Genomic DNA, 21,741 nt, shown 5'->3' with positions numbered 1-21,741 from the left:
AAGACTCCCCTATTGCGCGTTGCGCTGGATGGTCGTGCGAGACCGGAAGAAGAAGTGAGGAACGCATGCAGAGTTGGCTGAAAGCCGTGGCCCTCCCTGGCCTTGTCGGAGTGGCCTTGCTCAGTGGATGTGCGTCGGGCCTGCCGCCTGCGGCGCCGAACCCCTATGCGGTGCCAACCTATGCCATCGCACCGGCCGACCAGCTTCGCATTACCGTGTTCGGCGAAGAGGCCCTGACGAAGGACTATGTCGTGACCTCGGCAGGCGATATTTCCTTCCCGCTGCTGGGCGACATTCCCGCATCGGGCATGTCAGCCAGCGAGCTGTCGCAATTGCTGACGGAGCAGCTTTCGAACGGCTACCTCAACGATCCGAGGATAAACGTTGAAGTGCTGAACTATCGGCCTTTCTACGTGTTGGGTGAAGTCGGCAGTTCCGGCGAGTTCACCTACAAGCCGGAGCTCACCGCGATGCAAGCCATCGCCGTAGCTGGCGGGTTTACCTATCGCGCCGATCGCAGCCGGGTCTTCATCCGCCGCGCGGGGGACGACCGTGAGTACACCTACGATCTGGATACTGGCCGGGTGGTCTATATCCAGCCGGGCGACACGATCCGGGTGGGCGAACGGTATTTCTAGATCGGAAATACGGATGGACGAATTAGCGGGCCGGACAGTCTGATGGTCGCGCATTCGGCCGAATTCGGACGGATCGGCGCGCGCCGCCCCGAGTTCCAGTTAGATCGTCGCTCATCTTGGTTCGATACTCTGATTGTCGGCGCGATTCTGGCGGCAATCCTGTTCAACCTCGTGCTCGGGCCGCTTACGGTCATCGGCGTTTTTGGCGCTGTCGGCGCCTTCTGCCTGCTGCGGTGGGAGCGGTTGCCCGGCATGGTGCTTGAATGCTGGCCGCTGTTGCTATTGCCGGCGATGGCGCTGGCCTCTGCGCTCTGGTCGGAAGTGCCTTTCACGACCCTGCGCTATGGCTTTCTTTTCGCCATTACCACGTTCGCCGGTATCATCGTGGGGGCGGGCGTGCGTCGTACCTCCTGCATCAACGGATACTTCTTCGCCTTTGCCACCTACTCGGTCGCGAGCATTCTGTTCGGACGATGGGTCGGCTGGGGGGATGGCCCCGGCGATGCTTTCGCGGGGCTTGCCGGGTCGAAGAACGCCTCTGGCGACATGGCAGGGGTGGCAACGTTCGTCACAATCGTGTTCATCTGGGTGATGCTCAAGAAGAGGCGTCTCGTCGCGGCGCTTGGCGTCAGCGCCCTGTTGCCAATTTTGGCCTGGATCCTGATTTCGAGCAAGGCGACCGGGGCGCTGATCGCCACGACATTGGCATCGGCGTGCCTGATCGCCTGGCTTGTCTCCGCAAGGCTGGCGCCACAGGCGAGGGGCGGGATTTTCGTCGCATCGGCAATTATCGCCACGCTTGCCCTGGTTTCCCAGAGTCTCTGGCTGGAGCCGATTTTCGATCTTGTGCTCGATGCCAGCGGGAAGGATGCCGGGCTCACCGGGCGTTCCGACCTCTGGGCATTCGGAGATAATCTTATCGCCGAACGTCCCTGGCTGGGCCTTGGCTATCATGCGTTCTGGCTCGAAGAGAATGTCGATGCGCGATACCTCTGGGATATGATGGGTATCGCCGGTCACCAAGGCTTCAACTTTCACAATACCGCGATGGAGATCGTCATCCACCTTGGCTATGTCGGCCTTGTCCTGGCCGCGATCGTGGCGGCGACGAGTGTCGCCATGCTGGTGTTCCGATCGATAAGAGCGCCCGGCTTCTCGAACATTCTCGCCTGCACCCTGTGCTTCTTCTTCGCGGTGAAAATGCCGTTCGAAGTCGTCGGCTTTGATACCATGCACTTTGCGACCGTTTCAATATTCGCGGCCTTAGCTATCGGTTTGCGACGAGATGGTGCTGGTAGCTTGCGATCAGCTCGCTTGCGCCCGCGCGCGATCCGCCGACGCAAACTTGCGTGATGGCGCAACTCGTTTGACATCGCTCTACAAACCTTCGATCTCACTGCCATGAGATTTCCTGCGATTTTCGCTACCGTGGCACTTGGCGGTGTTGGGCTCTTTTCGCTGTTGGCGGGAGGCGAGAGGGTGGATGCGCAAGCTGCTACGCCGCGAGCAGATGGCATTACGCAGGAACGGCTTGCAGGGGCCCCGCCTTTCACCGATGGCTTCGACCGTCTGAACAACCGCACATGGTCTGTGTCTGACGGCTGGCGAAACGGAGAGTGGACGGTCAACGACTGGCGTCGTTCGCAAGCACGCTTCGATGGCAAGCTCCACCTCGTCCTCGATCACAAGCGGACGAACCTCGCCGAGTTTTCGGGTGCGGAGGTGCAGACACGGCAGAAGTACGGCCATGGCTACTACGAGGTGACCATGCGGGCCGCTCCTGCAAGCGGCACGGTCTCGGGTTTCTTCACCTACACAGGGCCGCACTTCGGCGACCCCTGGGATGAGATTGATATAGAGATTCTCGGCTCCAAGCCGCGCGAGGTTGCTTTCACCTATTTTCGCGACGGGGAAAAGGTCTCCTACGAGCATCCGCTAGGTTTCGACGCCACGGCGGAGGAGCATGTCTACGGGTTCGACTGGCAACCAGGGTACATCCGCTGGTATGTCGATGGCGAACTGGTGCACGAAGATGCCGGCGACAGGTTGCCGCTACCAGTCACGAAGCAAAAGATCATGGTGTCGCTATGGGGATCGCAGCAATTAACATCGTGGGTTGGAGAGTTCGACCCGGCGACATTGCCCACGTCGATGACAGTCGATTGCATCTCCTTTTCAGCCGATTTTGTGAGCCGGCAAGGCTGCGATTGAGCGGTTTGGCCGCTGCTGCACCGATAAGGAGTTAGTCCCTTTGCGCCAATGCGCTCGGGTTCGCTTGCTGATAGAACAGGTTCAAAGATCGATGCCTTGTCGGAAAATCGGCGAGGTAAGTGTGGGCCCGTGCGGATTCGCGGAAGAGCTGTCTGCCGGGGGAGAAGCCATGCAAAGCTTCTGAGCGTGTCCACCCAGTGCAAAATATTGTTCTAGAGGCGAACCGAGCATGAAATCCTATATTATCACTGGTATCCAGATGAGGAACAAAGGCTCGCAGGCCATGTTCCTTTCTCTATACTATGCCTTGAAGTCCATCGATAAGGACTGTGAGGTCACCGGTTTCGCCTTCAAGACCGATGAGCCTGAGCAGTATGCTTTCAAGCTGCTGCCGCACGATGACTATACGCGTCTCGTATTCAAGCATAACCTTGAAAATATTCCACTCTTCACGCCGTTGCTGACCCGCTTCGCCGGGCTGGTGAGAAAGACTGACAAGTGGAACGGCAAGTTGCCGGAGATGTGCCAGGCGCTGCGGAAGGCCGACGCGATTTTCGACGCGAGTGGCTACACGCTCGGTTCGGGCTGGAGCAAGGGGGCTGGTGAGCGGCTTCTTGACACGATCAAGATGGCGAAGCGCTACAATACGAAAATCGTCCTGATGCCGCAGAGCTTCGGTCCGTTCGACTGGGGCGAAGCTGACGACGCTGAATATCTCGAACGGGTTAAGCACGAACTCAGCTACTGCACGAAAATCTACCCTCGCGAGAGGGAAGGGTATGAATGTCTGAAGGCGCTCGGGCTCGACAATATCGAACTGTCGGCCGACATGGTCATTCGGGAGAAGCTATTCCCGACAGCCAGCGAGATTCTCGCTTCGGGCGAGCCGCCGGTCGCCACCTATCCGGAGGAAGGTTCGGTTGGCTTCATCGTGAACGAAAACCTGTTCAGGATCGGTGATTCGGAAGCGGTGCTCAATCTTTATGCGAAACTGCTAGATAAGCTGATCGACAGCGGAGAAAATGTCTATTTTCTCAACACCTCGACTGCGGACTTGAACTTGACCCAGAAAATCCTTCAGGAAACGAAGGGCAAGGACAAGGTCAAGGTGATCACGGGGGACTATTCCAGTCCTCAACTGATCGACATGATCAGCCGTTTCAAATACATTGTTGCATCGCGCTATCACTCGATTGTTTTTGCTTACAGAAGCGGTGTGCCGGCTATTATCTTTGGCTGGGCTTCCAAATATACGGACCTTGCCGCCCATTTCCAGCAGTCGCACTATGTCTTCGACGTTAGAGATCCTGGCTTCGACAAGATTGTCGGAAAGATCGACCAAATGGCAGCAAGGTGCGGTGACGAATCCCGGATCATCAAGGAGTGCCTTGAGAAAAATCAGGTGGCATCGGTTGTGCAGGATGCCGTCGATGCTCTGGCAAAGGCGAAGTAGGAACAGCTTGTGCCTTGCGGTTGCCTGTTGAAGAGGCGAAACTAGGCGGTAGCGACTAGGCTGGAAGCTGGTCAGGCGAGGTTGAAGCTATGCATCAGATTTTGCAATTCGGTGCTGTGGCGGCCTGCGGCGCAATGGCCGTTATCGCCGTTATCTCCAGCCACGATGACGAGCCGACGGCGGTTGGCAGCATGATGGCGGTCGCGGTCGACGCTAGTGATGGTGAGAGCGAGCGCTCGATCGCATTTCCGGGCGCGGTCGGATACGGCCGCTTCGCGACGGGCTGGCGGGGTGGAGAGGTCTACTATGTCACGACCCTTGACGACGACGGGCCGGGCAGCCTGCGCGATTGTGTCGAGCATGATGGCGAGGGTCGGGTTTGCGTCTTCGGCATTTCCGGCACGATCGTTGTCGATAGTCAGATCAGGGTGGCCTCGAACACATATATCGCCGGCCAGACCGCTCCAGGAGAGGGCGTACAGATCAGGCTGGGACAGGGGCAGAATTCGCCTTTGATGATATTCGAGGCCAACAATGTGCTGGTGCGAGATTTCAAGTTTCGACCGGGACCAAGCCCCTTGCCATCCTCGAATGTCGATGGACTTTCGATCGAAAGCAGTTCGAATGTTTATGTCGACAGGGTCTCCGTGCAGTTCGCCACGGACGAAAACCTGAACGTCGGGACTGAGGATGAGCCGAGCGAAGACATCACTATCGCGCGCAGCATTTCTGCACTGTCCCTGGACAAGTCGAACCATCCGAAGGGGCGGCATTCGAAAGGGGCGCTGCTATGCCCCAATGATGGCCCCAGCGAACAGTGCGGAAGGTTGACCTTGTATGGAAACCTGTTTGCGCACAATCGTGATCGTAACCCCGACATTTCTGCTTCCCCGTCGGGTCCGATCGATCTCGTGAATAATGTCTTCTACGACGCGACGTCGCAATTCGGGGAGTTTCGAAACCACTACGGAAACACCTGGATCAGCTATGTCGGGAACGTGATCTTGCCCGGGCGCAGCACCAGAGACCGCTCCCCGCCCGCTGCGATCGAGGTCTTTCCGGTCGGTGAAGATCGGGGCTTCTCGATCGAGGTCTTCGAACAGGACAATATTCATCTCGCCAGCCGGGTCGATATGCTCTGTGATCGGTCCGTTTCGCGCAAGATCGTCGATGACGCGGCGGTGCCTTACATCGTAAGCCAGCCGCACAGGCCTCTTTCGGTGGCACCGATGACATCGGACAAGGTGCTGGAAGCCGTCCTGGCTGGCGTCGGTGCTCGGCACGGGCCTGACAGGCAGCTTGATGCTCTCGATGCAGCGATCATCGAGAATGTACGAACATGCGGCGGTCGCAGGATTAACGATCCAGTCGATGTCGGCGGCTGGCCCGATCTGCCGGTGGTTCGGGGCCCGCTGGACAGCGATCAGGACGGAATGCCAGATGAGTGGGAAGAGGCACATGAGGGCCTCGATCCAAATGACCCGTCCGACGCGTGGCAGGATCGGGACGATGACGGGTGGTCAAATCTGGAAGAGTATCTCAGCCATCTCGCCGGTGATCCGCTCCCCTGAGGAGAGTGCGCGGGCTTTCGAGCGCATCGCACGGGCGCCTTATAGGGAGGCGATCGCGTCAGCGACAATTCTATTCCAGTGGTCGGCGATCACTTCGGTGTCGTAGCGGGCCGAGGCTTCTCCTGCACGGAGGGCAAGCTCCTGCCGAAGCGTGGAATCTTGCAACAGGCTGGCCATGGCGCTGGCAAGTGCGGGCACATCGCCCAGCGGGACCAGTCGGCCGGTGACGCCATCCTCGATCATGTCGGTCACCCCATGCTCGCAATCGAAAGCAACGACAGGCAGCTTGGCCGCCATGGCTTCGACAATGACATTGGGCCAGCCCTCATAGGCGGAGCAGAGCACGAAGACATCGGCTGTCTCGACCCATTGTCCCGGCTTCTCGGTCAGACCGGGCAAGGCAATCCGATCGTCGAGGCCGAGCTGCGCGCGTTGCCGTTCGAGGTCCGCGCGCGCTGCGCCTTCGCCCCAGATCCGCAGGTTCCACTTGGGGAAATCCGCTGCGATCAGGGCAAAGGCATCGATGAGCAGGTGGAACTGCTTCTGGTCGGCCAGTCTGCCCACCGCCGTGATGGTGTTGCCTTGGCGCTGGTCTTGCCAGTTTTCGGGCAGGTTTACCGGATTGGGAATGATTGTCGTGCGCGGGCGCTGGCGTTCGGGATAGTAGTCCGCCGCGCCCCTGGTCATGGTGACGAACGAAAAAGCCTTCGGATAGGTATAGGCACGCGCCGCACGCCAGAAAGCGTTGAATTGCTGGAGTGTCGGATTGTTGCGCTCCGAGATAATGACCGGAATGCCCGCAGCGCGAGCCGCCAGAACCGACATAACATTGGCCTTGGTGAGAAAGCTGATCACAACGTCGGGTTTGAACTCGCGATAGACCCGCTGGAGAGCCTTGATGCGGCGCGCGGTCTGGAGAAGCTGCCCCGGCAGGCCGCCCGAGGCGGCGGGAAGGCCGAGACGAAACAGTGCGACCTCGTCTGCGAGAGGATAGAATGGAGTGAACTCGGGGTCGTCGAAATTTGCGATGCCGATCTGGCGGCCCTGTTTGGCCCAGTGGTTCGCCAGTGTGGTGACCACACGCTCGCTTCCGCCTGCGCCGAGCGAAGGCAGCACGAAGAGAATCCGAGCATCATCGGCGAGCTGAACTGTCAAATCGGTTGGTCTTTTCAGTTCCATTCCCCTGCCTCGCGCCATTTGGTCTTTCTTATCATGTTTCAGAGTCTCTCGTCGCGAGCCTTGGGTGTCAGGCGAACGGCGGTGTTACGCAAGTGCCGTTGCGGAGCAGACATGGCGAATGCTGTCGATTGGATGACACGGCCAACAGATTACAAGCCGATGCGGTGGCGCGCAGCAGGGAAAACGGACTAACACCTTATCGACGCAGTGCTGACGCATGGTGCGTTATGTCAGGCAGCCCCTTCCAGGAACCTCGCCATTAGGATGGCGCGCATGAGGTTCGGAGTAGAGCTACGTCGAACTTGCCCGATGTGCTTAGCTTAGATTGCAAGGCTCACTACCCATCCGAGTGATTGCAACGCATGCCTGATTGAGACATCTCTTGGGTTCATTGCCGAACCCGATATGCGCATGTCCAGAGCTCTATTCGGTGCATGCGCAAGTAAGGCCTGTCGCAGCCTGTTTCGGCGTCTTGATTGGAAAGTAGCAAATGTCGCTAAGGTTCGAAGACATCGACTTCATCATCATCGGGGCCGGCAAGTCGGCTTCGACCTGGTTGCAGACCCAGCTGCAGTCAGATCCAGCGGTGTATATGCCGGGTCCGGAACTGCACTATTTCTCGCGGGAATATAGCCAGGGCGATGATTGGTATCTGTCGCAATTCAGCGATGAGGGGGTCGGAAAGACCGTTGGCGAGAAGTCCAATTCCTACCTTTATGAGCCCGATGGAGCCGCCCGCATCCACCGCGTTCTGCCCCACGCCAAGATGATCGCCCAGCTGCGCAACCCTGTGGATCGGGCCTATTCCCACTACTGCATGTTGTTCCGGCGCGGCGATGTCGGCGACGATATCGATAACTACCTGGACCCGTCGAAAGGCGAACATCCGCGGATTCTTGGGGCAGGGCATTATGCCCGGCACCTGCAGAAATACATCGACCTGTTCGGCAGGGAGCAGCTTCTCATCCTGTTCTACGAAGGCGTGAAGGCCAACCCGGACCAACAGATGGCCAGCGTCCGGTCTTACCTCGGCTTGCCGTCCCGCCCGCTCGCGCCGTCGTCACGCGGGAAGGTGAAAGACAAGACCGTACCGGTCGTGCCCGGCCCCTTGCGCAAGCGCCTGGCGTGGATGAAGCCGATTGCGCGTCCGTTGCGAGGAACCCCCGCTTTCGAAGCCCTCAGGGGATCCATTGCGCGCGACACCGAGTATCCTCCTCTCACCGAAGAGCTGAAGAAGCGTCTCTACGAATATTACGCTCCTTCGATCGAAGTGTTGGAGGGTATGAGCGGCCAATCGCTGACCCATTGGTATGGCCCGATGGAAGGCGTCCAGTAAGCGATTGCGTGCTCTCCGCAGGCGTGCGGATGCCTCGCTCACGGGAGAGTGGGCAGGCCTCTCGCACCGGGACAGGATGTCCCGGTGATTGCGGGCGAGCGCGGCTTTCCGGGTGGGCGCCATTGCGACTTTCACATGACGTCTGTGGCCTTCGTATTTCGGCCAAAGTTAACACAGCCCGGACGCCAGAGGCCAGCAAGGACTCCACGGGAATTGCGATGAAGTGCTTTAATGTTGATGATGTGTGCCAAATAGGCGACGAACCCACTTTACGAATTGATTGCAATGTCACTAATAGTCGCCAAGCCAATTTAGGCGAGTAGGAGGTAACTCGTCCCATGCCATTGCATCGCCCACCGCTCAATGCTGAGGTTCTTTTGGATCAGCGTGGCTCTGCACGGCGCACGGTGCGGTTCGCCACGCCTGTCGATAGCGCCGCAGATAAGACGCGGGCCCGGATCCACGATCTGTCCGAAAGCGGCCTGAGATTGGAAACCGCCGTTGGGTTTGATCTTGGAGAAACGCTGCTCGTCGAGTTGCCATTCGTGGGAGAAACCGTTGCGCGCGTCGTTTGGAACGAGCGGAACTCCTACGGTTGTGAATTTTCGGCCCCAGTCGGAAAAGCTGCGGTAAGCGCTGCGCTCCTTCGATCGCGGAAATCTCCTTCGCGGAAAAGCAGCGAGGGAGCCATCAAGGAACATGATATCGGAATCGACCCATCGCTTGAGCAGATAGCAGCCTGGACGGTCGAATTCGGGAACGCCAAGGACGCCGATGAAGGCTACCGGTTGATAGGCTTCCGCATGTCAGAAGAAGGAATAGTCAAGGCGCTGGTGACAAAGAACTACTGATCGCCAGGTTTTATCGCGTCTGGCGTACAGTGGGTCGTTGCAGCATTCTCAAGGTTGCGCAGTAATGCCCGTCCTATCGCCGAACAGTCCTTCACGGCCGCTGTCAAAGTCGAAGCGTCTTTCGCCGGAGGACTGTCGGCTGTCGGGGGGCGAGAATGCGCGGCGGTCTCAACCGACCGCTGCGGCACTCTCGATATCGTCCATTGCGGTCATACCGATGCTCCCGGCTTCCGATCCATAGGCGGAGGCCAGTTCCGAGTGGTTGAGCTCGATCCCGTTATTGACCGCCCAGATGGCGGCCTGCGTACGGTTCTGCGCGCCGAGTTTGCGCAAGATTGCCTTGACGTGGACCTTGACCGTTGCCTCGCTGATGTCGAGACGGCCAGCAATGACCTTGTTGGGCGAGCCCAGGATCAGGTAACGCAAAGTCTCGATTTCGCGGTCCGATAGCAACGCAATCGCGTCGCGTTCGGGCATCGAGGGAAGCAGGCGTCCGGTCCAGCGCGCGGGGAAGCCCTTGGCTAGCTCGCTCGGCATGACCTTTTCGCCCAGTTTCACGAGCCGCAGCGACCCAATCAGGGCTTCGCAATCGATCCGCTTGACCATGTAGGCGTCCGAACCGGCCTTGAAAGCCTCGAACATCAGGTCGAAGTCGAAATCGTTGCTCAGGATGACAACCTTGGCATCGGGCATGGCCCGCTTGCACACCTCGATTTCGGCGGAAAGGTTATGGTCATCCCCGATATCCAGGATGACCATTTCCGGCTTGATCTGATGGTCCTGCAGTTCGGCCAGGCCGCGACTTGAGGCGTGGGATCCCACGACGACGAACTCTTCGCCGTCAAGAATTCGCCTCAATCCCTCACGTGCGAGCGCGTTATCGCTTATTACAGCGACAGACACGTGCGACGAGTTTTCCATTTACACATACCCCCTTCGAGTGATCGTGTGCGACCCGAAAGTTTCGTGCGGCTAGCCGGAGGGCATCTCTGCCCAGCCTCGCTTGCCGACCGCATCTCGTTGGAACCCCTGTATGGTGGACAAGGGATTAACCGCAAGGGAGACGATTCGTCGAGTCTAAAAACTGGACAGTTTTGTTTCGTTCGTTGCCAGCGCCACGAACGCGCGCGCCGCCTCAAATGACGCATTTCCGCCATTGGCGCGGGAGTAATGCAAGGGGATCAAAGCGCAGGTGGGCCAGCGGCAACACGCCCTGCATGTCGTTTGCGCGATCAGGATTCCGGCAGGGCCGCCTGCCCGCGTCTGGTGCGATTCACATCGCTCGAAGGGGCTAGTCTGCTCGTTCGGACTGTTCAGCCGATCTCGCGCAGAAGCATGAAGGCTTCGGCCGCGGGGAGGTAAACCGTGGACCCTCGCACCGTTGCGAGCGCTTCGATCGTCTTGAGCGAGCGTTCATCCGGAAAGGGTTTCACCTGGCTTTCGAAGCAGGCAAAGGCGCGCAGCTTTCGCTCGATCGTGTCGCTGATGTCGAAATAGACGTTCGGGGCGAAGGTCTCGGTCACACCGGGGGCGGCCCAGTTGGTCTCGGACAGAGTCTCATAGGCATAGACTCGTCGGGGGGCCTCTGGCCCCCTCGGCCGTGCGGAGACCAGCCCGGCTGTGAACACAAGCTGGTGATCGACATGGATATCGCCAATGAATGGCAGGAACAGCGTTTCCGGTGCAATTTCGCGCACCAGGCCGCCGATTGCCGCGTTGAGCTTTGCAGCGGGCAGCGTGTCCAGCGCAGCCGCCGGCAGGTCGAGAAAGTGGCACTTCGCGACCCCGAGGACCTTGTGCGCCTCGGCCAGTTCGGCACGCACCTGTTCGATCAGCGCCTCGGGAAAGGCCGGTTCATAGCCGCGGGTGACCACCGCGACGTGAACTTCCTGACCGGCGTCGGCCAGCCGCGCGATGGTGCCGCCGCAGCCCAGAACCTCATCGTCGGGATGGGGGGCAACAATCAGCGTCTTTCCAAGGTGAGCCAGGCTGTCGGTCATGATTGTCCCAGTACTATGTGGTTACGGATGGAGGAGATGTCTTCTCCCTCCCATTCCTCGACGCGGAGCACTCCATTGCCGGTGACCACGTCGAAATGTTCGTCGCAAACGCGCACAACCTGCCCCGCCATCGCGTGATGGTCATGATCGGCCATGGGAAAGGCTCGCCAGATCACCAGCCGCTTGCCCGCATGAGAGGTGAAGGCTCCGGGATATGGTTCGCCGACGGCGCGGATGAGGCGGTCGATGGCGTCGGCCGATGCGGTCCAGTCGATGCGCCCGTCTTCCGGGCCGCGCCTTGCGGCATAGGTTGCGCAGGTTTCGTCCTGCTTCGTGTGGGGCGGGGCGCCGGAGGCAAGCGATGCGATGCTGGCCCGGATCATCGCATCGAGCGCCTGCATGTGCTTGTCGTAGAGCGAGCGGGCGGTTTCTCGCGGCGCGATATGGAAGAAGCGCTGTTCAAGGATGTCGCCCGAGTCCACCCCTTCGTCGACCCAGAACAGCGTGCCGCCGGTGATCTTCTCGTCGTTGAGGATGGTCCAGGGCAAGGCGGCGCGGCCCCTCATTCGCGGCAGGGCGGTGGGGTGGTAGCCGATCACGCGTTCGGGGGCGAGCTGGCGGAACTCGGGGCCGCAGATCTGCGACCATCCGACCACGAAGATATAGTCAGGCGCTTCGGCTCCGATCGCGGCTATTGCTTCCGGCTCGTTGATGTTGCGCACGTGCACCACGCGGATGCCATGTTCGCGGGCGAGAGGCGCTAGATCGACGAAGTCGGAATGCCGTTTCGACAGCTCCGGCGCCAGAGTGGCCACCACGACCGGCGGGCAGCCAGCGTCGATCATTGCTCGCAGGGCCCACAAGGAGCCTTCAACCGCTCCGACGAGTGCAGTCCTCATTGTCCTATGTCGCCTCGTGCACTTGTGTTGGCCGGGAAGGGGCTGCCTGATCGCGCAGAAGGCCCATTTCCTGCATCAGCAGCTGGTTGACCCTGCGTACATCGTAAACGTCCTCCGCAAGCTGGCGCGAGCGCTCGCTCATATCGCTTACCAACTGGGGATTCTCCACCAGTGTCTCCATCGCCTCCGCTAGGCTTTGTGCGTCACGCGGGATAACCAGGAACCCGTTGACGCCGTTGGTTACGGCATCGCGACAGCCCGGCATATCGGTCGTCACGATCGCGCGACCGACCGCGAGGGCTTCGAGGATGGCGCGCGGCAGGCCCTCCCGATAATAGGTCGGCAGAACAAAGACGTGGCACTTGGCGAGAAAGGAGGGCACGTCGTCGGTCTCGTCGATCAGGTCGACCGGATAGTCGCTCTTGAGCCTCGCGAGATCGGCGGCCTGCAAGCCGGTCGGGTTGCTTGGTTCCATCCGGCCGATCAGGCTGAAGCGCACATCGGGGTGGCGTGAGGCTATCATCGCGGCCGCCTCGGCATATTCCCACACGCCCTTATCGCGCATGAGGCGTCCGATCATGAGGAAGTGCAGCGGCCCTTCCGGCAGTGGTGCCTGGGTGAACCGTTCGAGATCGACGCCTGAACCCGGCACTTCGAGGACCGGCGATGACGGGTCGACGATCCCGGCCGCGACCATATCGGGCCGGTCGTCGGAGTTGAACACGAAGATTTTCTCGGCCCGTTTCAGCCCCGCGCGATAAAGACGGCAGAACAGGCCTTTGAGCAAACGCCGGTCAGAGGCGGCATCGCTGAACAGATAGCCAAGCCCGGACATGAGCGCGAAGTACCGTTTCACGCCTGCGAGCCGACAGGCAATACCACCGTAGATAATCGGCTTTTGCGTATAGGCGACAACTGCATCGGGCGCCTCTTCGCGCAGCAGTTGCACATAGGCCCCGATCGTCTTCAGGTCTGTAACCAGGTTCGTGCCCGTTCTTGCCATGGGAACGGTGCGAAATTGCACGCCCATCTGTTCGAGGCGGGCGCGCACCTTGGGATCGTCGTCGGGCGCGACTGCAACGACTTCGTGGCCTGCCTGCCGCATCGCTTCAAGCAGCCGTCCGCGGAAGTTGACCAGCGAAAACGCCAGACTGGAAAGCACCACAACTTTCAAGATTGTCTCCTCTTCGGCCCGGCACTACGCTAGGATATACAGTGCGTATGCCTTGTTTGTGGGGGCGAGAACATCTGCATTTGGTCGAATAGGCGAAAGGTCACCTGCTCCAATCATGGGGGAGTGAAGGGGCGTTAGAGGGATGGCGCCTCCTCCTTTCGAGGGTCTCACGCCTACCCTTTCGGAGCACCTGCTCTGTCCTGCCAGAGTAAGAACCGGTCCCGCAAACCCTTTTGGCTGATCCTATGATGCGCAAGTGCGCCCATGCCTCATAGCGGATAATTGTCAGGCTTGTTGGAATTCCCGGAGTGCTGATCGGCAAGAGGGGGAAAAGGCTGAAGGATGGCGAAAGCAGTGACAGCAGAAGCCGAGACCGCCGCGAAGGCTGTTTCCGATGGAAGCGATGATCTCACCTTCTATGGGGGCGGGCGTCTCACCCGTCTCTCTCGTGTTTTGGCCGCGCGTTTCGGCATTGCCTCTGCCGCTCGCTGGAAAAAGATCATTCGTCTGGTTGGCGTGATGACGCTCGATTTTACGGCAATTGCAGGCGCGCTTTTGCTGCTTTTGCCGTTCATCGAGCAATTGATCGAAGCCCGGGCAAGCATGGTCACGCTTCCGCTTTTCGTGGTGACGGGCAGCGCCATCGCTGTGTTCGGCATGTTCATCACCGGTCTCTATAAGCGCAACTGGCGGTTTACATCGCTCGCCGATTGCTTCGTTTTGACCCTCAATGTTGCCATTGTGATCGGAATATTCTGGGCGGCGATCTGGTTCGTTTTCGATATCTCGAATGTGCGGCAGCTTGTCCTGCTGGCTATCCTGCATTTCTGCCTTTCCCTGCTGTTCATGCAGGCGATGCGGCTGGCTCGACGGGCTGCCCTGCGAATTCCAACCTTCTCTTTCAAGCGCGAGGCGTCGGTGGAGGATTTGGCCAATCACGAGAAAGTCGTGCTCGTCGGGCGTGCGGATTGGGTGGAATCGGCGATCAGGATCATCCACGCCGACAGGAACTCGCCGATCGTGGTCGTAGGTAGCCTCGTGCCTGAAGGCGACGGGCCGATCTCGCAGCTTCGCGGGGTCCCCGTGCTCGGGTGCCCGGAGCACCTGTTGTCAGCGGTGCTCGCACTGGAGGAGCGCTCCCGGCGTCCCGACACCGTGATCCTGTGCGATGACGCGATCAATCTCAGCCCGCGCGACGTGGCCTCGATTACCCGTCGGACGCGCGACCTGGGCATCAAGATCGAGCGCGTGGGCGACGACTGGGGGCATTTGCTCGGGCGCGCGAACGGTTCGTCGCTCGATAAGCTGTCTACCAGCGATCTGCTCGGAAGGCGCGAATTCGAACTGCGCGAGGCGACCATCTCGAAGCAGGTGGCCGGAGAAACGATCCTTGTGACAGGGGCTGGCGGAACCATCGGCGGGGAGCTGGCAAGGCAGCTCGCCGGGTTCAAGCCGACCAAGCTGGTTCTCCTCGATCATTCCGAGTTCAATCTCTACACGATCGAGCGGCAGGTGCGCGAAGCCTATCCCGAGGTGCCGCTGGCGATTTCGTTGTGCGATATCCGCGATTTCGCCGAGATTCGGCGGGTGTTCGAGCGGCATCAGCCCGCCATCGTCTACCATGCCGCGGCGATCAAGCACGTGCCGATTGCCGAGGCCAATGCCTGCGCCGGTGCGCACACCAACATCATCGGCACGAAGAACGTTGCCGATGCGGTGTGCGAGTTCGGCGCCAGGGCAATGGTGCAGGTGAGCACCGACAAGGCGGTGAACCCGGTCGGCATCATGGGCGCAAGCAAGCGCGTGGGCGAGCTTTACGCGCAGTCGCTTGACCTTTGCGGCATCGACGATCCGGATGCGCCGCGTTTTATGACTACGCGTTTCGGCAACGTTCTCGGGTCGTCCGGCTCGGTCGTTCCGCTGTTCAAGAGCCAGCTGCTCGCAGGCGGGCCGCTGACCGTTACCCATCCCGAGATGAAGCGGTTCTTCATGACGGTGCGCGAAGCCGTGCAGCTGATCCTGGAGAGCAGCTCGCGCGCTCTGCAAGATGGTACGCCGCGCGGCCGGATCATGGTGCTCGACATGGGCGAGCCGGTGAAGATCGTTGATCTGGCCCGGCGGATGATTCGCTTGCACGGTCTTGAGCCCGACATCGACATCGAGATCAACTTCACGGGCCTGCGCCCTGGCGAGAAGCTTTATGAGGAGCTGTTTGATAGCTGCGAAGTGCAGCAGCCATCATCGATTCCGGGCATTTTCGAAGCCCAGTCGCACCCGGTCCCCTTGCCACTCATCACCCGTGCGATAGAGCAGATCGGCATCGAAATCAGCAAAGGCAACGACGGCAATGTGAGGCGTATCGCGCACCACCTTACCAGTTTGCCAAGCAGCTCGCCCACTTTGGCCGGGTTTGTCGCCAACACGAGATCGCTGCTCGGGCGATCGCATCTTACCGTCGAGGAGCGCTGAGCAGATGACGCAAGAGACGCAAACGGTCCGGGGCGAAGATGTAATGGTTCGTGAGCCGGCTGAGCCTGTGGACACCACCTCGCATTGGCCCAGGCACGAGGCTGACGAGATCGAAGCGGCCACCGCGGTGCTGCAGTCGGGCAGGGTCAACGCGCTGGTCCACGGTACGGAAAATCGCGCGTTCGAAGAGGAATTTGCGCGCTATGTCGGCGTTCCCCATGCGATCGCAGTAAGCAATGGTACGGTTTCGATCGAGCTGGCGCTGCGTGCGCTGGGCATCGGTGCGGGCGACGAGGTGATCGTGCCTGCGCGCAGCTTCTTCGCCACGGCCAGCGCGGTGGTGGCAGTCGGTGCAAACCCGGTGTTTGCCGATGTCGAGGTTGATACCCAGAACATCGACCCCGCTTCGGTGGAGCGCTTGATCGGAGAGAACACGCGGGCCATCGTCTGTGTCCATCTTGCCGGCCAGCCTTGCGACATGGGCCGACTGTGCGAGATCGCCGCCGCGAACGAGCTCTATCTCGTGGAGGATTGCGCGCAGGCGCATGGCGCTACGTGGGAAGGCCGTCAGGTCGGCTCGTTCGGCGATGCGGGTTCGTTCTCGTTCTGCACCGACAAGATCATGTCGACCGGCGGCGAAGGCGGAATGCTGGTCATGCGCGACGAAGCAGTCTGGCGTGCGGCCTGGGCCTACAAGGATCACGGCAAGGACCCCGTTCGCCTGCGCGAACCCCATTCCGGTACTCCGGGTGCATTCCGCTATCTTCACGACAGCTTCGGCAGCAACTTCCGGATGACCGAAATGCAGGCCGCGATCGGGCGCAGGCAGTTGGCCAAGCTCGACGGCTGGCTGGCGCAGCGACGCGCCAATGCCGAAGCCCTGATCGCGGAAGCCTGCAAGAGCCCGGCCATAATGGCCATGCGGCTGCCGCAGCAGGCAAGGTCAAGCTACTACAAGGCCTATGTCCGCGTTGACCTCGACCGTCTCGCGCCGGGGCGTTCGCGATCGGACATTATCGGCGACCTGATCGCGCGGGGCATCACCTGTGGCAGCGGCTCGTGCCCGGACATGAGCCGCGAGGCCGCACTTGACGAAATGGACGTTCGGCGAGACGGAGAGCTTGCCAATGCCCATCAGCTCGGGCGGGAGACGATCATGTTCCAGGTCGATCACACGCTAACTCCCGCGCAAACCGCGTACGTTGGTCGCTGTCTCGCCGAAGTTGCCAACCGTTATTTGAAAGCCTGATGATGTCCGATCGCGAACCATCCTTCGAATTTCATGACGGCATGTCGGCGAACGGACTCTTCGGTGTGCCATTGTTCTCAATCGTAGTATGAAAGGGGTGCTCATGAGCAGGATCCAGAAACACGTTCCCGTCCTTTTTGCCGCAACCTGCCTTGCCTTGCTGGGAGGGTGCACAAGCGGCATCGGTGAGCTTCCTCCGCTGGAGAGCATCGGCAGCGCGGAGCTGCGTCTTGCACCGGGCGACAAGATCCGCATCGCGGTGCAGGATCTGGACACGATGGACGGGGAATACATCGTCGATGAAACGGGCTCTGTCTCGCTGCCGCTGGTGAACCAGGTGCAGATCTCGGGCCTGTCCTATGTCGAGGTTCAGAACGCGATTGCCGCGCGGCTGGTCGAGAACGATGTCCTCAAGGAGCCGAACGTCACGGTCCAGCCAATCGACCTGCGGCCGATCTACATCATGGGCGAAGTCCGCAGCCCGGGCGAATATTCGTTCCGCCAAGGGCTCACCGTATTTGCTGCGGTGTCGATGGCCGGGGGCTATACCTACCGCGCCAAGACAGGTGAGGTCGCGGTTACCCGCTCGGTTGGCGATCGGCAGACCACCGGCATCGCCACCGAAGACAGCCCGATCCTGCCCGGCGATCGGATCCGCGTATACGAGCGCTGGTTCTGATGCGCTTCGCGAAAGGCCCGCAACGGGTAGGGAAAGCCTTCGCGCTGGCTTGGGTTCTCTTTACCTCGACCAGCGCACTCGCCCAGACCACAATTGCCAATACCGTTGCGGGGAATGACCCCGAGTACGAGGTGGAACCTGTCACGGTGGGGCCGTTCCAGGTCTCGCCGAGTGTCATGGCCCGAACGATGTACGACACCAACGTCCTTGCGGACCCGGACGGGGCTGAGCTTGAGGACGTGGAATTCTTGGTAAGGCCTGAACTGGTTGCACGGGTCGGTGATCAGGGACTGCGTCTTCGGATCGAGGGCTACGGCGAATTCAGCCGCTATGCCGATCTGACCAACGAAAATTCCGACACATATGGCGTCTCGGGAGATGTCGTATCTAACCCTGACGAAAACAATCAGCTGCACGTCAGAGCGGGATATGCGCGATTAAAGGAAAATCGGGGCGATCCCGAAGCACGTAACCTGGTTGGGCTTGGGCCACGCCTTTACGACAGCATATTCGCAAACCTCGATTATCGTCGTACCGGCGGGCGTACGCTGTTCTCTGTCGAAACGTCATACAGCAAGATCGATGCGACCTCACCTATCGACGATGATCGGGATTTCACAACCTATGTCGGGAGAGCGACCGCTGGCTACAGGGTAAGCGGGCCTATCTTTGCGACGGTTACCGGTTACGTCAACGTCAGGGACTTCCGTATCGGGGCAACGCCCACCGGTCCGGACCGTGATGCAACGACCTACGGTGCCCAGGCAGGTGTGGATTTTATCGATAGCGAGCGCCTGCGCGGTCGCGCCCGGCTGGGCTTTTTCCGTTTCGATCCGTCCGATCCCACTCTCGACGGGCGAACGGGGTTCTCCGCCAACGTCTTGGTTTCCTACCTTCCGACCCGCCGGACCGCTATTATCGTTGACGTGTTCAACGGAGATGTCGCGACTTCGCGTCGCGGCGCCCAGTCGCGCACCGATAGCCGCGTTACGGTGACGGGGCAGGTGGAGATGCGGCATAACCTCTATGGGCGTGCCAGCCTCAGGTATATGCGGAACAAGTACATCGGCAGCGGGATCGAGGAGCGCAGTATTGGCGGGAATCTGGCGCTGGAGTTCCTCGCAGGGAAGGGACTGTCCTTCATTGCCGAGGTTCAGGCGTCGGACCGTCAAAGCGATGATCCAACACAGGAATTCGACCGGTTCCGAACAAGCCTCTCCGCGCGGCTGCGGTTCTGACGCTGGGGCGGTTACCGCCCCAGTAGTTCGTCGTAGATGCGCATAATCGAGGCGGCGTGTCGCTCCTTGCCGAACCTCTCGCGTGCCGATTTCTCGGCACGCGAGACCATCGCTTCGCAACCCTCCGGATTTGCGAGCAGGGACATAATTCCTTCGGCGAGGGCGATGGCGCTTTCGGGCTTAACCAGCACGCCGCAGTCATCCGCAAGCGCTTCTGGGTTGCCGCCCGAGCACGTGGCTACGACCGGGGTGCGCACGAGCATCGCTTCGACCAGAGTGCGCCCAAGCGGCTCATGCACTGCGGGAACCATGAGCTGGTCGCAACCGGCAATCAATTCGTGTCCGGGCGTATGGAAACCCATCAGCCTGACCTGGTCGCCTACTCCCTTGTGCTCGATATGGTCGCGTAGCATGCGATCCATTTCAGCATCCTGAGCCTCGCCGAACATCAATCCGTAGACGGGCCGATCCATCTGCGAGCGAAGTTCGGCAATGACATCGACGAACAGCAGCGGCCGCTTGCGAGAGATGAAGCTGCCGAAATAGCCCACGACAAACGCATCGTCGGGAAGGCCTGCCAGATCCAGAACACGCCTGCGTGCCGCCTCGCGATCCACGTTGATCGATGTATCGAATGGGCTGAAGACAACCTCGGCCTTTTTCGCAGCACTCCAAATCCCACCCTTCGGGAGCGAAAAAGCGGATACGGTGAGAACCTTGCTTGCCACGAGCGGAGCCAAAAAGCGTAGCCCCAGGGCAGTCGGATCGGCGCGATGGTGCCACACGAGCGGCAAGCCTGCCAGGCGGGCAGCCAGCGCCCAGGAGGCATGTGTGCGTCCGTCATTCGTATGAACGATATCGACGCCTTGTTCGCGCAGGAAACGGACGCGCTTCGCCAGCCCGGAAAAGGTGCTCATGAACTTCGCGACGCTGAACTTCTCGCCCGGCATGAAGGGGGTGCTTGGTCGTGCCGCATCTTCGACCTGCTCGAACCCTGCGAAATGGGCGGCAGTCATGCCGTTGGCGACCTCGGGCACGATGATGACACGATATCGTGAAGGATCGAGGTTTTCGAGCAGACCACGAAGCGAGAAGTGGCTGCCTCCGATAATGTCTCCCGCAAAGGGGTAGCAGATTGTTGCCCGCTGCAATTCGGTTGCGCCGACCTCTGCGACTGGATCCTCTTGGAAAGGAGCGGTCATGCCAAGATTGCTCCTGTCAGTGGGTTATCGCGACGGTCATGGCACGCAATAGAGCTCTCTTGGAGGGGATTTTGTTGCCACATTGCGGTACTCTACTTTGCTTTGGCTGTCTGTCTCACATCGGGAGTGCGTTTCAGCAAGGTATCTTTGGTATAGCTAAGCCGCCAATTCCTGCGAAGGTCGCATAGCCCGAATGCGATCTGAAGTGTACGGATACGCCGTTGTTCGAACGCGCATCGGGTGGCAGGAGATGCGCGATGAGCGAGCAACGAGACTTGTATTTGACGCCGCAGCAGAGTTTCTCTGGCAGCCCTTTCGCGGATCATCGCGATGGAGCCAGTCGTGCGTTCGATGAACAGCCCGTCGATCACGTCCCCGGTTCCCTTAGTACGATGAACCGTCTCAAGAGGGCTGCACTATTGGTCGCAGCCTTCTTTTGCGGATGGTCCATCTTGCGCGTCGCGCAATTGAATCTGACGCTGAGCGACATCCTGATCTGTGTCGTCATGGTCGCCATGCTTTCCCGTGGAGAGATCAACCGAAAGCCCTTCGGCAATCTCACGGCTTTCTGGTTGCTGGGGCTGGGGCTGATGCTCCTCGGGCTCTTCATAGGGTCGATCATCAACGGCGGCGTGGATCGCTGGCTCATTGTGGGTGCGCAGTATGTGTTCTCCTTCGCGCTGATCCCGATGCTCCTTTCGGGACAGGAGACTTCGCTGACACGAATTCTTCCGGCACTGCTGGTGATTGGAATGGCCGTGTCGGAGCTTATCGGCATCTCAGTCAGCCTCCTTTTCGACTATAGCGATACAAAGGACGTGCTGGGAGTGGGCTTCCTGACCGGCAATGGGCGGTTGGGTTCCATGACCGGCCATCCCAATTCAAACGGGGCGATGATCGCTTTTGCCCTGCCCATGCTCCTTTATTCTGTTCGCAGGGGGACCATCCCCCTGGGCATTGGTATCCTGTGCGGCGTCTTGTTGGTCTGGGGCCTGCTTGCCTCGGGGTCTTTCACGGCCTTTTCCGCATCGATGATCGCAGTTGGCATTTATCTGGCGATCTCGGGCATCAAAATGCTGGTACGTGTCTCGATTCTCGGCGCGATAGGTGTGGCGCTTTTTCTGGCATCGGGCCTTCCCCTGCCCGCCACCTTCGAGAAACGCGTCGCAGGAGCCCTTACGACCGGCGATCTCAGCGAAGCCGGCACTTTCACCGGACGCTCCGAGCTTATCGACGAGGCATGGGCAATGGCTGAGGACAACAGCATCATCGGCCTCGGCGTTGACCAGTATCGGTTGATCAGCGTTCACGGGGCCCCGGTGCACGAGTTTCATCTGCTGATCTGGAACGAGGGCGGGATTACAGCCTTCGCGGGTATCGTGGTGATGCTGCTGACAATGGTTGCAGCTGGTTTCGTGGCAGTTACGCGAAGTCGCATTGAAGGCGCACTGATCCTTTCGGTGATCGCGGTGTTCAATGTCTACACGGTTTCGGTTCCGCACATGTATTCACGCGCCTGGATTCTTCCGGTTATGCTCGCAATGAGCACCTACTTCGCTTCCCGTCCGATTTTCTCCAGATCCAACCACTAG

At 59.9% G+C, this 21,741-nt stretch carries 18 protein-coding genes; 12 read left to right on the top strand and 6 right to left on the bottom strand.

The window, feature by feature from the left end:
- Positions 1-65 precede the first annotated feature (65 nt).
- The 5 genes from ABDJ38_RS12685 to ABDJ38_RS12665 all read left to right on the top strand — a co-directional run bounded on the left by ABDJ38_RS12685 (position 66) and on the right by ABDJ38_RS12665 (position 5,873).
- Positions 66-638 (top strand): polysaccharide biosynthesis/export family protein, encoded by a 573-nt coding sequence (locus ABDJ38_RS12685; RefSeq protein WP_346785485.1) that lies wholly within the window; start codon positions 66-68, stop codon positions 636-638.
- Positions 639-680: 42 nt separating this feature from the next.
- On the top strand, positions 681-1,991 hold the full coding sequence (locus ABDJ38_RS12680) for an O-antigen ligase family protein (protein ID WP_346785484.1): 1,311 nt from the start codon (positions 681-683) through the stop codon (positions 1,989-1,991).
- 126 nt (positions 1,992-2,117) lie between these two features.
- A complete protein-coding gene (locus ABDJ38_RS12675; protein WP_346785483.1) occupies positions 2,118-2,849 on the top strand; it encodes a family 16 glycosylhydrolase in 732 nt (243 codons plus the stop codon).
- A gap of 229 nt (positions 2,850-3,078) precedes the next feature.
- Positions 3,079-4,302 carry a polysaccharide pyruvyl transferase family protein gene (locus ABDJ38_RS12670; protein ID WP_346785482.1) on the top strand — a complete coding sequence of 408 codons (1,224 nt, stop codon included), beginning with the start codon at positions 3,079-3,081 and terminating at the stop codon, positions 4,300-4,302.
- Between the two features lie 89 nt (positions 4,303-4,391).
- Positions 4,392-5,873: a pectate lyase family protein gene (locus ABDJ38_RS12665; protein WP_346785481.1), complete on the top strand. Its 1,482-nt coding sequence runs from the start codon at positions 4,392-4,394 to the stop codon at positions 5,871-5,873.
- Between the two features lie 39 nt (positions 5,874-5,912).
- Here the strand turns inward: ABDJ38_RS12665 and ABDJ38_RS12660 are convergent, their stop codons facing one another.
- Positions 5,913-7,028: a glycosyltransferase family 4 protein gene (locus ABDJ38_RS12660; protein ID WP_346785480.1), complete on the bottom strand. Its 1,116-nt coding sequence runs from the start codon at positions 7,026-7,028 to the stop codon at positions 5,913-5,915.
- Between the two features lie 514 nt (positions 7,029-7,542).
- Here ABDJ38_RS12660 and ABDJ38_RS12655 point away from each other — a divergent pair.
- Together ABDJ38_RS12655 and ABDJ38_RS12650 are read left to right on the top strand one after the other, a co-directional pair.
- Complete coding sequence (locus tag ABDJ38_RS12655; protein ID WP_346785479.1) at positions 7,543-8,388, top strand: sulfotransferase family protein; 846 nt, start codon at positions 7,543-7,545, stop codon at positions 8,386-8,388.
- Between the two features lie 338 nt (positions 8,389-8,726).
- A complete protein-coding gene (locus tag ABDJ38_RS12650) occupies positions 8,727-9,239 on the top strand; it encodes a PilZ domain-containing protein (protein ID WP_346785478.1) in 513 nt (170 codons plus the stop codon).
- 168 nt (positions 9,240-9,407) lie between these two features.
- Here ABDJ38_RS12650 and ABDJ38_RS12645 read toward each other — a convergent pair whose 3' ends face one another.
- From ABDJ38_RS12645 to ABDJ38_RS12630, 4 genes are all read right to left on the bottom strand, one after another.
- Positions 9,408-10,160 (bottom strand): LuxR C-terminal-related transcriptional regulator, encoded by a 753-nt coding sequence (locus tag ABDJ38_RS12645; RefSeq protein WP_346785477.1) that lies wholly within the window; start codon positions 10,158-10,160, stop codon positions 9,408-9,410.
- Positions 10,161-10,552: 392 nt separating this feature from the next.
- A complete protein-coding gene (locus ABDJ38_RS12640; protein WP_346785476.1) occupies positions 10,553-11,239 on the bottom strand; it encodes a PIG-L deacetylase family protein in 687 nt (228 codons plus the stop codon).
- Entirely contained in the window at positions 11,236-12,138 is a 903-nt protein-coding gene (locus ABDJ38_RS12635) for a methionyl-tRNA formyltransferase (RefSeq protein WP_346785475.1), read from the bottom strand. The genes ABDJ38_RS12640 and ABDJ38_RS12635 overlap by 4 nt, the downstream gene beginning before the upstream one ends.
- Positions 12,139-12,142: 4 nt before the next feature.
- Positions 12,143-13,303: a glycosyltransferase family 4 protein gene (locus tag ABDJ38_RS12630; protein WP_346785687.1), complete on the bottom strand. Its 1,161-nt coding sequence runs from the start codon at positions 13,301-13,303 to the stop codon at positions 12,143-12,145.
- 351 nt (positions 13,304-13,654) lie between these two features.
- Here ABDJ38_RS12630 and ABDJ38_RS12625 point away from each other — a divergent pair, with 351 nt between their 5' ends.
- The 4 genes from ABDJ38_RS12625 to ABDJ38_RS12610 all read left to right on the top strand — a co-directional run bounded on the left by ABDJ38_RS12625 (position 13,655) and on the right by ABDJ38_RS12610 (position 18,947).
- On the top strand, positions 13,655-15,781 hold the full coding sequence (locus tag ABDJ38_RS12625) for a polysaccharide biosynthesis protein (RefSeq protein ID WP_346785474.1): 2,127 nt from the start codon (positions 13,655-13,657) through the stop codon (positions 15,779-15,781).
- A 43-nt stretch (positions 15,782-15,824) separates the two neighbouring features.
- Positions 15,825-17,030 carry a DegT/DnrJ/EryC1/StrS family aminotransferase gene (locus tag ABDJ38_RS12620; protein WP_346785473.1) on the top strand — a complete coding sequence of 402 codons (1,206 nt, stop codon included), beginning with the start codon at positions 15,825-15,827 and terminating at the stop codon, positions 17,028-17,030.
- Positions 17,031-17,133: 103 nt separating this feature from the next.
- Positions 17,134-17,709: a polysaccharide biosynthesis/export family protein gene (locus ABDJ38_RS12615; RefSeq protein ID WP_346785472.1), complete on the top strand. Its 576-nt coding sequence runs from the start codon at positions 17,134-17,136 to the stop codon at positions 17,707-17,709.
- Entirely contained in the window at positions 17,709-18,947 is a 1,239-nt protein-coding gene (locus ABDJ38_RS12610) for an outer membrane beta-barrel protein (protein ID WP_346785471.1), read from the top strand. The genes ABDJ38_RS12615 and ABDJ38_RS12610 overlap by 1 nt, the downstream gene beginning before the upstream one ends.
- 11 nt (positions 18,948-18,958) lie before the next feature.
- Here ABDJ38_RS12610 and ABDJ38_RS12605 read toward each other — a convergent pair whose 3' ends face one another.
- Positions 18,959-19,897: a glycosyltransferase family 4 protein gene (locus ABDJ38_RS12605; protein WP_346785470.1), complete on the bottom strand. Its 939-nt coding sequence runs from the start codon at positions 19,895-19,897 to the stop codon at positions 18,959-18,961.
- Between the two features lie 509 nt (positions 19,898-20,406).
- On the opposite strand from ABDJ38_RS12605, the gene ABDJ38_RS12600 reads away from it, so the two are divergent.
- Positions 20,407-21,741: an O-antigen ligase family protein gene (locus ABDJ38_RS12600; protein WP_346785469.1), complete on the top strand. Its 1,335-nt coding sequence runs from the start codon at positions 20,407-20,409 to the stop codon at positions 21,739-21,741.

Origin of the sequence: Aurantiacibacter flavus (genome assembly GCF_039710615.1) — a bacterium.
GTDB lineage: Bacteria > Pseudomonadota > Alphaproteobacteria > Sphingomonadales > Sphingomonadaceae > Alteraurantiacibacter > Alteraurantiacibacter flavus.
This window is presented reverse-complemented; position numbering and strand designations above follow the sequence as displayed.